General features: G+C 70.8%; 11 protein-coding genes. 8 read left to right on the forward strand and 3 right to left on the reverse strand.

Annotated features, from left to right (window positions below; all coding sequences use genetic code 11):
* Positions 1 to 37 precede the first annotated feature (37 nt).
* The 6 genes from EV382_RS01100 to EV382_RS01125 all read left to right on the forward strand — a co-directional run bounded on the left by EV382_RS01100 (position 38) and on the right by EV382_RS01125 (position 6,592).
* Entirely contained in the window at positions 38 to 598 is a 561-nt protein-coding gene (locus EV382_RS01100) for a plasmid pRiA4b ORF-3 family protein (RefSeq protein ID WP_130399804.1), read from the forward strand.
* A gap of 223 nt (positions 599 to 821) precedes the next feature.
* Positions 822 to 2,111: an ABC transporter substrate-binding protein gene (locus tag EV382_RS01105; protein WP_130399805.1), complete on the forward strand. Its 1,290-nt coding sequence runs from the start codon at positions 822 to 824 to the stop codon at positions 2,109 to 2,111.
* 109 nt (positions 2,112 to 2,220) lie between these two features.
* The gene (locus EV382_RS01110) at positions 2,221 to 3,192 is read left to right on the forward strand and encodes a carbohydrate ABC transporter permease (RefSeq protein ID WP_130399806.1); all 972 of its coding nucleotides are present in this window, start codon (positions 2,221 to 2,223) and stop codon (positions 3,190 to 3,192) included.
* 10 nt (positions 3,193 to 3,202) lie between these two features.
* Complete coding sequence (locus tag EV382_RS01115) at positions 3,203 to 4,045, forward strand: carbohydrate ABC transporter permease (protein ID WP_130399807.1); 843 nt, start codon at positions 3,203 to 3,205, stop codon at positions 4,043 to 4,045.
* Positions 4,042 to 5,463: a GH1 family beta-glucosidase gene (locus EV382_RS01120; RefSeq protein ID WP_130399808.1), complete on the forward strand. Its 1,422-nt coding sequence runs from the start codon at positions 4,042 to 4,044 to the stop codon at positions 5,461 to 5,463. Before EV382_RS01115 ends, EV382_RS01120 begins: the two co-directional genes overlap by 4 nt.
* A gap of 82 nt (positions 5,464 to 5,545) precedes the next feature.
* Positions 5,546 to 6,592, forward strand: coding sequence for a LacI family DNA-binding transcriptional regulator (locus EV382_RS01125; RefSeq protein ID WP_130399809.1), 1,047 nt, complete (start codon positions 5,546 to 5,548; stop codon positions 6,590 to 6,592).
* A 13-nt stretch (positions 6,593 to 6,605) separates the two neighbouring features.
* On the opposite strand, the gene EV382_RS01130 is transcribed toward EV382_RS01125, so the two are convergent.
* Positions 6,606 to 7,817, reverse strand: coding sequence for an acyl-CoA dehydrogenase family protein (locus EV382_RS01130; protein WP_130399810.1), 1,212 nt, complete (start codon positions 7,815 to 7,817; stop codon positions 6,606 to 6,608).
* Complete coding sequence (locus EV382_RS01135; RefSeq protein ID WP_130399811.1) at positions 7,817 to 8,896, reverse strand: phosphotransferase family protein; 1,080 nt, start codon at positions 8,894 to 8,896, stop codon at positions 7,817 to 7,819. The genes EV382_RS01130 and EV382_RS01135 overlap by 1 nt, the downstream gene beginning before the upstream one ends.
* Before the next feature lie 150 nt (positions 8,897 to 9,046).
* Between EV382_RS01135 and EV382_RS01140 the strand changes: the two genes are divergently transcribed.
* A complete protein-coding gene (locus EV382_RS01140; protein ID WP_130399812.1) occupies positions 9,047 to 9,748 on the forward strand; it encodes an ACT domain-containing protein in 702 nt (233 codons plus the stop codon).
* Positions 9,749 to 9,837: 89 nt separating this feature from the next.
* Entirely contained in the window at positions 9,838 to 10,899 is a 1,062-nt protein-coding gene (locus EV382_RS01145; protein ID WP_130399813.1) for a GNAT family N-acetyltransferase, read from the forward strand.
* A gap of 26 nt (positions 10,900 to 10,925) precedes the next feature.
* On the opposite strand, the gene EV382_RS01150 is transcribed toward EV382_RS01145, so the two are convergent.
* Entirely contained in the window at positions 10,926 to 12,491 is a 1,566-nt protein-coding gene (locus EV382_RS01150; RefSeq protein ID WP_130399814.1) for an aldehyde dehydrogenase family protein, read from the reverse strand.
* Positions 12,492 to 12,921: the final 430 nt, after the last annotated feature.

The raw sequence follows: 12,921 nt of genomic DNA on the forward strand, positions 1-12,921 counted from the left end.
ATGCCTCGCAGCCTAAGCCGAGGGAGGACAGGGCAGCATGCCGCGTCAGATCTTCCAGCTGAAGATGTCCCTCGCCGGGACCCGCCCGCAGGTGTGGCGCCGGGTGCTCGTGCCGGCCGGTTACACGCTGGACCGGTTGCACCGGGTGGCGCAGCACGCGATGGGTTGGCGGGACTGCCACCTGCACTCGTTCGAGATCGACGCGGTGCAGTACGGCGAGCCCGACCCGGACGGCGAGTTGGCGCTGCACGACGAGCTGGACGCGCGGTTGGACGCGGTGCTCGGCAAGGGCAGCCGGTTCTCCTACACGTACGACTTCGGCGACTGGTGGGAGCACGAGCTGGTCGTGGAGGACGCGCTGACCGCCGACCCGGACGAGCGGTACCCGGTCTGCCTGGCCGGCGAGCGGGCCTGCCCGCCGGAGGGTATCGGCGGGCCGGTGGGCTACCAGGCGCTCCTGGAGGCCCTGGCCGACCAGACCGCAGCCGGCCTGGGCAACCCGCGGCACGCGATGCTGCGTGACTGGGCCGGTCCCACCTTCGACCCGTCCGGCTTCGACCCCCACCGCGCCACCACACTCCTTCGCCGCTTCTGCTGACCCGCCATCGGGAGGTGTCGCTGGGGCCTGCTGTTACGCGAGTGGTCAGCGGTAACGATCTGGGAACGCTCCCAACGCCCTATTGACACCCCCGTTACCCGCCGGCAATCTCATGGGAGCGCTCCCGGCGGTGGCGTGGCTCACTCACGGACCCCGGCCTGGCGCGATGAGACACCCCCCACCACACCCAATGAGCCTCACCACCGGAAAGAGGGGTCAGCGCATGAGTGTCACCACGCGGCGTACCCGCCTGGCGGCCGCTGCTCTGGCCGCGGTCACCGCAATCGGCGGTCTCGCGGCCTGCGGCAACGACGACGACGAGCCGGCGGCCGGCGAGAAGCCGGCCAAGCTGGTCGTCGACACGTTCGGCGAGTTCGGCTACGACGAGCTCGTCAAGCAGTACGAGAAGGACACCGGCATCAAGGTCGAGCTGCGTAAGACCGCGCAGCTCGGTGACTATCGGCCGAAGCTGGTCCGCTACCTCGCCACCGGCAAGGGCGCGGCGGACGTCACCGCCCTGGAAGAGGGCATTCTCAACGAGTTCAAGGCCAACCCGCGCAACTGGGCCGACCTCAACCCGCTGGTCGCCGACCACTCCAAGGAGTTCCTGCCCTGGAAGTGGGAGCTGGGCAAGGCGCCGGACGGCCGGCTGATCGGCCTGCCGACCGACGTCGGCAGCCTCGCCGTCTGCTACCGCAAGGACCTGTTCGAGGCGGCCGGTCTGCCTACCGACCGCGACCAGGTGTCGGCGCTCTGGCCGGACTGGAAGGGCTTCCACGACGCCGGTCTGAAGTACAAGCAGGGCAGCGGCGGCAAGGCGTTCATCGACTCGATCACCGCCGTCTCCAACGGTGTGATGTTCCAGGGCAACGGTGATCTGTTCTACGACAAGGAGAACAACATCATCGCGGACACCAGCCCCGCGGTGAAGAACGCCTGGGAGACCGCCACGTCGATGGCGGACATCTCCGCCAAGGCGGGCACCTGGTCGCCGGAGTGGTCGGGTGGCTTCAAGCAGGGCACCTTCGCGGCCACCTTCTGCCCGTCCTGGATGCTCGGCATCGTGGCGGACAACTCCGGCCCGGCCAACAAGGGCAAGTGGGACGTCGCGGCCGTGCCGGGTGGCGGCGGTAACTGGGGTGGCTCGTGGCTCGCGGTTCCGGAGCAGAGCAAGTACCCGAAGGAGGCGGCGAAGCTCGCCGAGTACCTCACCAACGCCAAGAGCCAGGTCGAGGCATTCAAGCTCAAGGGCCCGCTGCCCACCAACCTGGAGGCGCTGAAGAACGACGCGTTCATCAGCTACACCAACGAGTACTTCAGCAACGCGCCGACCGGCAAGATCTTCGGGGAGAGCGTTGCCAAGATCCAGCCGATGTACCTGGGTCCGAAGCACCAGGCGGTGAAGGAGAACGCGCTCGAGCCGGCCCTGCGGGCGTTCGAGAACGGGCAGGCCGACAAGGCCAAGGCCTGGGAGCAGTTCACGAAGGACGCAAAGACTCAGGGTGCCTTCTGAGTGATTCCCTGCCGGTGGCGTTCGGGGCTTCCCGGACGCCACCGGCCGGTCCCCTCCGCGTAGCGCCCTGCGCGAGGGCCCCCGGGCCTCGCCGGAAAAGGAAATTCGCATGAGCCTGTCGGCCACGACGGCACGGCCGTCGCCAGCAGCACCGCCTCCTCCCGACGATTCTTCCCGACGTCGACGGGGGAAGTTACTCAACCGCCTCGATGTCAAGTACTCGCCGTACCTCTACATCGCGCCGTTCTTCCTGATCTTCGGCGCCTTCGGGTTGTACCCGATGATGCGTACCGCCTGGATGTCGCTGCACGACTGGGACATGATCGGCGACCACACGTTCATCGGCTTCGACAACTACACCCGGCTGGTGTCCGACGAGTACTTCTGGAACGCGCTGGTCAACACGTTCGGCATCTTCGCCCTGTCGACCATCCCGCAGTTGCTGCTCGCCCTCTTCCTCGCGAACCTGCTCAACCGCACGTTCCTGCGCGCCAAGACCTTCTTCCGGATGGCCATCTTCATGCCGAACGTGGTGTCGGTGGCCGCCGTCGCGATCGTCTTCGGGATGTTGTTCCAGCGGGAGTTCGGCCTGTTCAACTGGCTGCTCAGCTTCGTCGGTGTCGACCCGGTCGACTGGGACGGGCACCGGTGGAGCTCCTGGATGGCCATCTCGTCGATGGTCAACTGGCGGTGGACCGGGTACAACACCCTGATCCTGCTCGCCGGCATGCAGGCGATCCCGAAGGACCTCTACGAGGCCGCGGCGATCGACGGCGCCAGCCCGTGGCGACAGTTCTGGCAGATCACCCTGCCCATGCTCAAGCCCACCTTCATCTTCGTGGTCATCCTCTCCACGATCGGCGGCATGCAGCTCTTCACCGAGCCCCTGCTCTTCGCCAACGGCAACATCATCGGCGGCAACCAGCGGGAGTTCCAGACGCTGGCCATGTACATGTACGAGATGGGCATCGTGAACCTGAACACCGCCGGCTACGGAGCCGCGGTGGCCTGGGCGATCTTCATGATCATCATCCTGGTGTCGCTGTTCAACTTCCTACTCGTCCGCCGCTCGGCGAAGTGAGGAGAGATCGATGATCTCGGCTTCCCAGCGCCTGTGGCGCACCAGCCCGCTGACCTACGTGGCGCTCGTCCTGGCGGCGCTGCTGTCGATCTACCCGTTCTACTACATGATGGTGATCGGCAGTCGCAGCCTGGACAACATCAACGACGTGCCGCCGCCGCTGACCCCCGGTGGCGCGTTCGGTGACAACTTCGGGCGGGTGCTCGACAACGACGCCGCCAACTTCCTCACCGGCATGATGAACTCGATCATCGTCTCCTCGGTGGTCACCCTGTCGGTGGTGCTCACCGGCTCGCTGGCCGGGTTCGCCTTCGCCAAGCTGAAGTTCCGGGGCAGCAACGCCCTGCTGCTGGCGATCATCGTCACCATGATGATCCCGACCCAGATGGGGCTCATCCCGCTCTGGGGCATGATGCAGGACCTGGGGTGGTACGACACCCTCTACGCGGTCACGGTGCCGTTCCTGGTCACCGCCTTCGGCGTGTTCATGATGCGTCAGTACGCCAGCCAGGCGATCTCCGACGAGCTGATCGAAGCCGGCCGCGTCGACGGCGCGAGCACGTTCCGGATCTACTGGAGCATCGTGCTGCCCGCGCTGCGCCCCGCCGCCGGCGTCCTCGGCCTGCTCACCTTCATGGAGACCTGGAACTCGTTCCTCTGGCCGTACGCCATCCTCACCCCGGAGAACCCGACCCTGCAGGTCTCGCTCTCCTTCCTCTCGTACGCCTACTACACCGACTACTCCCAGGTGTTCGCCGCCACGGCGGTCGGCACCATCCCCCTGGTCATCGTGTTTCTCGTGTTCGGCCGCCAGATCATCGGCGGGATCATGGAAGGTGCCGTCAAGTCGTGAGCAACCCCGCCAGCCCATCCGCCGTCGATGTCCTCGACGAGCGCTCCGGGCTGACCTTTCCACCCGGATTCCTCTGGGGGGCCGCGACGGCGGCGTACCAGATCGAGGGGGCGGCGGCCGTGGACGGCCGCACCCCGTCGATCTGGGACACCTTCAGCCACACCGAGGGTCGGGTCGTCGCCGGGCACACCGGAGACGTGGCGTGCGACCACTACCACCGGCTCAGCGACGACGTCGCGCTGATGGCCGAGCTGGGCCTGAAGTCGTACCGTTTCTCGGTCTCCTGGCCCCGGGTGCAGCCCGGCGGCACCGGCGCGGCCAACCCGCAGGGCCTGGATTTCTACCAGCGACTGGTCGACGAGCTGTTGGCCAACGGCATCGAGCCGTGGCTCACCCTCTACCACTGGGACCTGCCGCAGCCGCTGGAGGACGCCGGCGGCTGGCCGGCCCGGGACACCGCGGCCCGCTTCGCCGACTACACGACCCTGGTGGCCGACGCGCTCGGTGACCGGGTGCGTTACTGGACCACGCTGAACGAGCCGTGGTGCTCCGCGTTCCTCGGCTACGGGTCCGGCGTACACGCCCCGGGCCGCACCAACGGGGCGGACGCGGTGCGTGCCGGACACCACCTGATGCTCGGTCACGGCCTGGCCGTGCAGGCGCTGCGGGCCGCCCGGCCGAGCGCCGAGGTGGGGGTGACCGTCAACCTGTATCCGGTCGACCCGGCCAGCGACACTCCCGCCGACTCCGACGCCGCCCGGCGGATCGACGGGTTGGCCAACCGGTTCTTCCTCGACCCGTTGCTGCGGGGGTCGTACCCGGAGGACCTGGTGGTCGACCTCAGCACGGTGACCGACTTCGACCACGTGCGCGACGGCGACCTGGCGGTCATCTCCACGCCGCTGGACCTGGTCGGGGTCAACTACTACAGCCGGCACGTGGTCGCCGCGCCGGTCGAGGACGCGCCGGCCGACCCGGCCCCCTCGTGCTGGCCGGGCAGCGAGGACGTCCGATTCGTCACCCGTGGCGTCCCCGTCACGGACATGGGCTGGGAAATCGACGCCCCGGGCCTGACCGAGACGCTGCGCCGGGTGCACGGCTACACCGATCTGCCCCTGTACGTCACCGAAAACGGCTCTGCCTTCGTCGACTCGGTGGTCGACGGGGAGGTCGACGACGTCGACCGGCTGGCCTACTTCGACGCCCATCTGCGCGCCGCACACGCGGCGATCGACGCCGGGGTGCCGCTGCGGGGATACTTTGCCTGGTCGTTGATGGATAATTTCGAGTGGGCCTGGGGCTACACCAAGCGGTTTGGCATGATCCACGTCGACTACGACAGTCAGATCCGCACGCCCAAGTCCAGCGCCAAGTGGTACGCCTCGGTGATCCGGCGCAACGGTCTGGCCGCACAATAGGCTCGGGCCAGCAATCAGGACGGCTCCGGCGTCCACCTCTCGTAGGTGGCGCCGGGCCCGCCCGCCGTCGGAGGAGCAGACGATGACAACGCAGCGCACCCGGTCGCTCGGGCGCCCGACCCTCGACGCGGTCGCGGCGCGTGCCGGCGTCGGTCGGGGCACCGTCTCCCGCGTGGTCAACGGCTCGCCCCAGGTCAGCCCGGAGGCCCGGGCCGCGGTGCAACAGGCCATCGCCGAGCTGGGGTACGTGCCGAACCGGGCGGCCCGTGCGCTCGTCACCCAGCGGACCGACTCCGTCGCGCTGGTGGTGTCCGAATCCGGCGAGCGGGTCTTCACCGAGCCGTTCTTCGCCGCGATCGTGCGGGGGATCAGCTCCGGGCTGCTGGAGACGCCGATGCAGCTATGGCTGGCGATGGCGCAGTCGCCGGTGGAGCGGGAGCGGGTTGAGCACCACCTCACCAACCAGCACGTCGACGGCGTACTGCTGCTGTCGTTGCACGACTCCGACCCGTTGCCGACGCTGCTGGAGGAGCGCGGCCTGCCCGCCGTGCTCGGTGGCCGGCCCGCCCGGATGCTGCAACCCGGTGCCCAGCCGGCCTGGTTCGTCGACGTGGACAACGTTGGCGGGGCCCGGCAGGCGGTGGAGTACCTGACTGGGCAGGGACGGCGACGCGTCGCCACCATCGCCGGTCCGCAGGACATGGGTGCCGGTCTGGCCCGGTTGGCCGGCTACACCGAGGCGGTCAAGGCCACCGGGGCCAGCGTCAACCCCGACCTGATCGCGTACGGCGACTTCAGCGAGGGCAGCGGCGTGACCGCCATGCGTCGGCTGTTGGACTCCTGCCCGGACCTGGACGCGGTCTTCGTCGCCTCCGACCTGATGGCGTTCGGCGCGTTGCGTACCCTGCGTGAGGCCGGCCGGCGCGTGCCCGAGGACGTCGCGGTGATCGGCTTCGACGACGCGACGATCGCGCGGCAGGCCGAACCGCCGCTGACCACTGTCTTCCAGCCGGTGGAGGAGATGGGCCGGCAGATGGCCCGCCTGCTGGTGGCCCGGATCCGAGGCGAGGAGCTACCCGCCTCGCACATTCTCCTGGACACCCAACTGGTCCACCGAGCCTCCGCCTAACGGGGCCCAGGGGTCAGGGGGCCCAGCGGCGGAGTTCGCGCTTGGCCAGGGAGTTGCGGTGGACCTCGTCGGGGCCGTCGGCGAGGCGCAGGGTACGGGTCTGCGCCCAGAGGGCGGCCAGTGGCGTGTCCTGGCTGACGCCGGCGCCGCCGTACCCCTGGATGGCCTTGTCGATCACCCACTCCGCCATCGCCGGCGTGCCGATCTTGATGGCCTGGATCTCGGTGTGCGCGCCCTTGTTGCCGACGGTGTCCATCAGCCAGGCCGTCTTGAGCACCAGCAGTCGGGCCTGCTCGATGCGGACCCGGGACTCGGCGATCCACTCCCGGACCACGCCCTGCTCCGCGAGGGGTCGGCCGAACGCGACGCGTTCGTTGGCCCGGCGGCAGAGCAGCTCCAAAGCCCGCTCAGCCATTCCGATCAATCGCATGCAGTGATGGATGCGGCCCGGGCCGAGGCGGGCCTGCGCGATGGCGAAGCCGGTGCCCTCGGCACCGATCAGGTTCTCCGCCGGCACCCGGACATCGGTGAAGTCGATCTCGGCGTGGCCGCCGTGCGAGCCGTCGGTGTAGCCGAAGACGGTCATGCCCCGGCGCACGGTCACCCCGGGGGTGTCCCGGGGGACCAGCACCATGCTCTGCTGGCGGTGCCGGTCGGCGGTGGGGTCGGTCTTGCCCATCACGATGAAGATCTCGCAGCGCGGGTCCATGGCCCCGGACGACCACCACTTGCGCCCGTTGATGACGTACTCGTCGCCGTCGCGGGTGATCCGGGTGGCGATGTTGGTGGCGTCGGAGGACGCCACGTCCGGTTCGGTCATGCAGAACGCCGAGCGGATCTCGCCCTCCAGCAGCGGCATCAGCCACCGTTGCCGCTGCGCCTCGGAACCGAACTCGGCCAGCAACTCCATGTTGCCGGTGTCCGGTGCCGCGCAGTTGACCGCCTCCGGCGCGAGGTGCGGGCTGCGCCCGGTCAGCTCGGCCAGGGGAGCGTACTGGAGGTTGGTCAGGCCGGCGCCGTAGCGCGGGTCGGGCAGGAAGAGGTTCCACAGGCCGCGCTTGCGGGCCTCCGCCTTCAACTCGCCCAACACCGGGGTACGCGACCACGGGTCCCCGGCGGCCACCTGCTCGGCGTGCACGGCCTCGGCCGGGTAGACGTGCTCGGTGAGGAACCGGGTCAGCTCGTCGCGCAGCTCTTCGGTTCGGGCGTCGTATGAGAAGTCCATCACCGCTCCCTGGCGGCGGTCAGCCCGTGCGTGACCAGCGGTGCCACCATCTCGCCGATCCGGTCGAAGCCCTCGCCGAGCGTCTGCCCGAGCGTGTGGCGGTAGTGGATGCCCTCACAGATGACCGCGAGCTTGAAGCAGCCCAGCGCCACGTGCCAGTGCAGCGGCCCGACGTCCACGTCGCTGCGGCCGGCGTACCTGTCGATCAGTTCACCGCCGGTGGGGAAGCCGGCGCGCGGGCCGAGCCCGTCGGCCACGGGGTTGCCCGCGGCGGTGTCGCTGCCGCCCAGCACGTCCCAGTACGTCAGCAGCAGCCCCAGGTCGGCGAGGGGGTCGCCGAGGGTGGCCATCTCCCAGTCGAGCACCGCGTGCACGGCGACCGGGTCGGCCGAGGCGAGGAGGTTGTCCAGCCGGTAGTCGCCGTGCACGATCCGGCCGGCGTTCGCGCCCTCCGGGGCGGTCGCCGCGAGCAGATCACGCAGCTCGTCGATGCCGGGCAGTGCCCGGCTGCGGGAGCGGTCGAGCTGCCCCGCCCAGCGGCGGACCTGCCGGGCGAGGTAACCCTCGGGGCGGCCGAAGTCGGCCAACCCGACGGTGGACGGTTCGACGCTGTGCAGCGCGGCGAGGGTGTCCATCATCGCCATGGCGAGGGCCCGGCGGCGTTCGTCGCCCAGCGGGTCGGTCTGCGCGCGGGTGCGGAACACCTCGCCGGGCATCCGTTCCATCAGGTAGAACGGTGCCCCGATCACCTCGGGGTCGGCGCAGAGCAGCAGCGCGCCCGGGACGGGCACCTCGGTCGGTGCCAGCGCCGAGATGACCCGGAACTCGCGCGCCATGTCGTGCGCGGTCGCCAGCACGTGCCCCAGCGGGGGGCGGCGCAGCACGACCTCGCGGTCACCGAGGCGCAGCAGGTAGGTGAGGTTGGACTTGCCGCCCGCGATCAGGTGGGCCCGCAGCGGCCCGACGGCCAGCTCGGGTCGGTGCGCCGCCAGATAGTCGGCGAGCCGGTCCAGGGCGAGCCCCGCCGGGGAGGTGGAGACGGCCCCCGGCCGTGACGCATCGACGGCCGGATCACTCATCCGACTAGTTGATGGCAGCCCGCTCACGTTGTCAAGGTCGGAATTTGCCCTCGGGACATGCCGCTGCAACAGGGACGAAATGGTCAACTATCAGGCTGGGGACAGCCTGCCGGCGGCTCTTCTGCCGGCCCGCCGAGCGGAGGGACAGACATGTTGCTGCGAGTTCGGGTCACCCTGCCGGATCGTCCGGGCACCCTCGGCCAGGTCGCCCGCACGCTGGGCGTCTCCGGGGCGGACATCGTCCAGGTGGTGGTGCTCGAACGACTCGGCGGGCGCGCGGTGGACGACTTCACTGTCGTCTGGCCCGGCGCGGCGCGGGTGGAGCGGCTGCTGGCTGGGCTCGCGGCGATTCCGGGGGTGCGGGTGGACGGTGTGTGGCGGGCGATCGGCGCGCCCACCACCACCGGACAGGACGCGGAGCTGCTGGCCCAGGTCGCGGCGAACCCGGCCGACGGGCTGGCCACCCTGGTCGACGCGGTGCCCGGGCTGCTGGCCGCCGACTGGGCGGTGGCGGCCGTGGTCCCGGTCGACTGGGCCTCCCGGACCGACGGTGGTGGGGCGACCGTGGGGCACGCGAGCTGGCGCGCTCCCGTACCGCCGCGGTTGCCGGAGGTGACTCCGCTGCGCGGCCGGTCGATGACCACGCCCGACGGCACCCACCACGCGATCGCGCCGTTCGGCCGGGCGGGCCTGGTGCTGGTGGTGGCCCGCGAGCGCAGCGAGACCCTCACCGCGGCGGCGTTCCACGGCACCGAGGTGGATCGGCTCACCCAGCTCGTCCGCGCCTGCGCGGTGATCCTCGGTGACCGACTCGATCTGGTCGGCGCGCCGCCGGTGGTCGCCGGCCCCTGACCGGCCCGAGGAGTTCCCGGGCCGACACCGCCGGGCAACCGGGCGGCAACAGGCGGGGGTGAGGCTCTTGGTGGGGAAGGGAGCCAACCATGGCGTTGTGGCGGATCCGGGCGACGGTGGACGACCGACCGGGTTACCTGTCGGTGCTCACGGCGAGCCTCGCGCTGCGCGGGGTCAACATCCTCACCGTGCAGGTGCAGCCCACCGAGCGGGGCGCGGTGGACGACTTCCTGGTCGACGCGCCGGACGCGCTCGACGAGGCCGAGCTGATCGCCGCCGTCGAGCGGGGTCGGGGCCGGGACTGCTGGGTGGCGCGCAGCGAGGCGCGCGGTCTGGTCGACCAGCCCACCCGGGTGCTCGGGCTGGCCAACCGGCTGGTGCGTGACCCGGACGCGACGGCCGAGGCGTTGCGGACCCTGCTCGCCGCCGACGTGGTGAGCTGGCGACCCGCGTCGGTCGGCGTCGAACGCGGGATCACCGGGGCCACCATGCTGTTGGCCGACCCGGCGGGCGGTTCGTTCGCGCTGCGCCGGGCCGCGCCCGACTTCACCCCGGCGGAGTACGCGCGGGCGCAGGCCCTGGTCGAGTTGGCCACGACCGTGGCGCGTCGGGCCGCCGAACAGGTCACCCTGGTGCTGCCCGACGGCGCGGAGGTGGCGGTCCGGCCGGCCGCCGCCCACGACCTGTCCGGCGTCCGGGAGCTGCACGAGGCGTGCTCGCCGCGCAGCCGGCAGCGGCGTTACCTGGGTGGGGCGGCGCTGCCGCAGCCGGCCCGCCTGCGTCGGCTGCTGGAGCCGGTTCGCGGGTTGACGCTGATCGCCACGGCCGGCTCCGACGGTACGGCCGAGTCGGTGGTCGCCATGGCGAACCTGCTCGGCGAGGGTGACGAGGCCGAGGTGGCGCTGCTGGTGCGGGACGACTGGCAGCGTCGGGGGCTCGGTTCGGCGCTGCTGCGTCGGCTGGTCCAGCACGCCGACCGGTCCGGGTACGCGGCGTTGGTGCTGCACGTCCAGGCCGAGAACCACCCGATGCTGCGGACGCTGCGCGGCCTGGGCCGGCCCAGCTCGACGCAGCGCGACGGCGGGCTGCTCACCATCACCGTTCCGCTCGCGGTTCCCGCCCTGGCGGATCGGAGGGGCGCCGCCGGGTAGCCGGTGCCCCTCCCGCCGCCGCCGTTTCAGGTGCTGGGGTAGCTGGTGTAGTCGGGGAAGTTGCCGTAGAGCCGGTTGTCGCCGCCGACCGTGACGGCCTGCACCAGCAGGTCGCCGCCGACGAACGCGCCCTTCCAGGAGGCGCCCCGGCCGCCGAACGGTTCGTCCCGGTCACCGCGCGAGCGTGGCTTGTTGATGCCGACCTTGAACGCCTGGAGGTCCACGGCGAGCTTGCCGGCCTCGTCGGTGTCGTCGCAGGCCAGCGAGGCCACCAGCGCGCCGTTGGAGGCGTTCATCGCGGCCAGCAGTTCATCGGTGGTGTCCACCACGACGATCGTGTCGACCGGCCCGAACGGTTCGGCGTGCATCAGCCGGGACCGCCCGGGTGGGGCGAGCAGCACCGACGGCGCGACGTACGCCGACGTGTCCTGCCCGGGTAGGAACGGCGCGCCGGTGAGCTTGCCGCGGTGCAGGGGGATGGCACCGCCGCGGACCGCCTCGTCGACCTTGCGGCGTAGCTCGTCGGCCTTGGCGGCGCTGATCAGCGGCCCGAAGTCCAGTTCGGGCAGCGGGTCACCGGCGGCCCAGTCGTCGTCGACGGCGAGCGGGTGGCCGAAGTGGACCGAGCGGACGACCGGCAGGTACATGTCGAGGAACTCGTCGACCAGGTCGCGCTGCACCACGAACCGGGGGTACGCGGTGCAGCGCTGCTTGCCGTACTCGAAGCCTTTGCGCAGGTGCGTGGCGAGCAGGTCCCACTGGGAGAAGTTCCAGATGCCCCAGGCGTTGAGACCCTCCTGCTCGATGAAGTGCCGCTTGTCGGTGTCGAGCAGCGCGGCGGCCACCTTGCCACCGTTGGACCGGCCACCCACGAACGCCACCGCGCCGATCTCGGGGGCGCGGACCAGCACCTCGGACAGCTCCGCGCCGCTGCCGGAGACGAGCGTGGCGGGAAGTCCGGCCCGGCGCATCAGCGCGTGTGCGACGGTCAGGCACACCGCGCCGCCCTGCGACGGGGTCTTGGCGATGACCGCGTTGCCGGCCAGGAGTTGCACCAGTTCGGCGTGCACCAGCACGCTCATCGGGTAGTTCCAGGAGGCGATGTTGCTGACCGGGCCCGGCAGCGGCGCACGGCCGTCGGCGAGCATCCGGTCGATCTCGCCGACGTACCAGCGGACGCCGTCGAGCGCCCGATCGACGTCGGCGCAGGCCAGCCGCCACGGCTTGCCGATCTCCCAGACCAGCAGCAGGGCGAGCAGGTCGCGGTGGGCGGTGAGCGAGTCCAGGGCCTCGGCGACCCGGGCCTTGCGGTCGGCCAGCGGGGTCTGGGCCCAGCGCTGGTGCGCGGCGGCGGCGTGGGCGACCGCGGCGCGCGCGGTCGCGGCGTCGAGCCGGGGCAGGTTGATGAGGACGGTGTTGTCCAGCGGGGTGCGGACCGCGACGGGCTGGCCGCCCGCTCGCCATTCGCCTTCGACGAGGTTGTGCAGGGTGGTGACGCCGTCGACAGCGACGCCGAACGCTTCCGGGGTGAGGGCCACCGCGCGGGCCAGGGTGTCGGTCCAGGCGGTGCCGTCGGCGAGTCGTAGTGCCATCGCTTCTCCTCAGGGTTGACCGGGGAGCGGCGGCGTCGACGGCACCGCTGGTGAGCGGTACTGTCTCGTGCCCGGTAGCCGGTCAGCAACAGTACGTTTGTCCGGCTGGCCGCCGACGCCTCCGAACGGCGCGTGGATCTTTCTCGGGTCCCATCCCTTGAGCTGCGGAAACGGCGACCGTTAATAGATGTACGCCGATGGTGTGAAATGGTCCGCACTTGTTACTCGTGAGTACGAGAGGGTCCCCGCGCTGCGACATGGCCGGCAGGCTTCCCAACCGGCGACCCGCCCATTACATTGTCGGTTATCCATGGGAGCGCTTCCATGACCCCGTGGTCACACCGCCACCCCCGCTGTCGCCGGTGGCCGTGCCGCCCGTACGCCGTCCCGCGTCGGTGCGACCGCCGGCGGCGCCTCCGACAGGAGCCCG

The sequence above is a fragment of the Micromonospora violae genome, assembly GCF_004217135.1.
Classification (GTDB): domain Bacteria; phylum Actinomycetota; class Actinomycetes; order Mycobacteriales; family Micromonosporaceae; genus Micromonospora; species Micromonospora violae.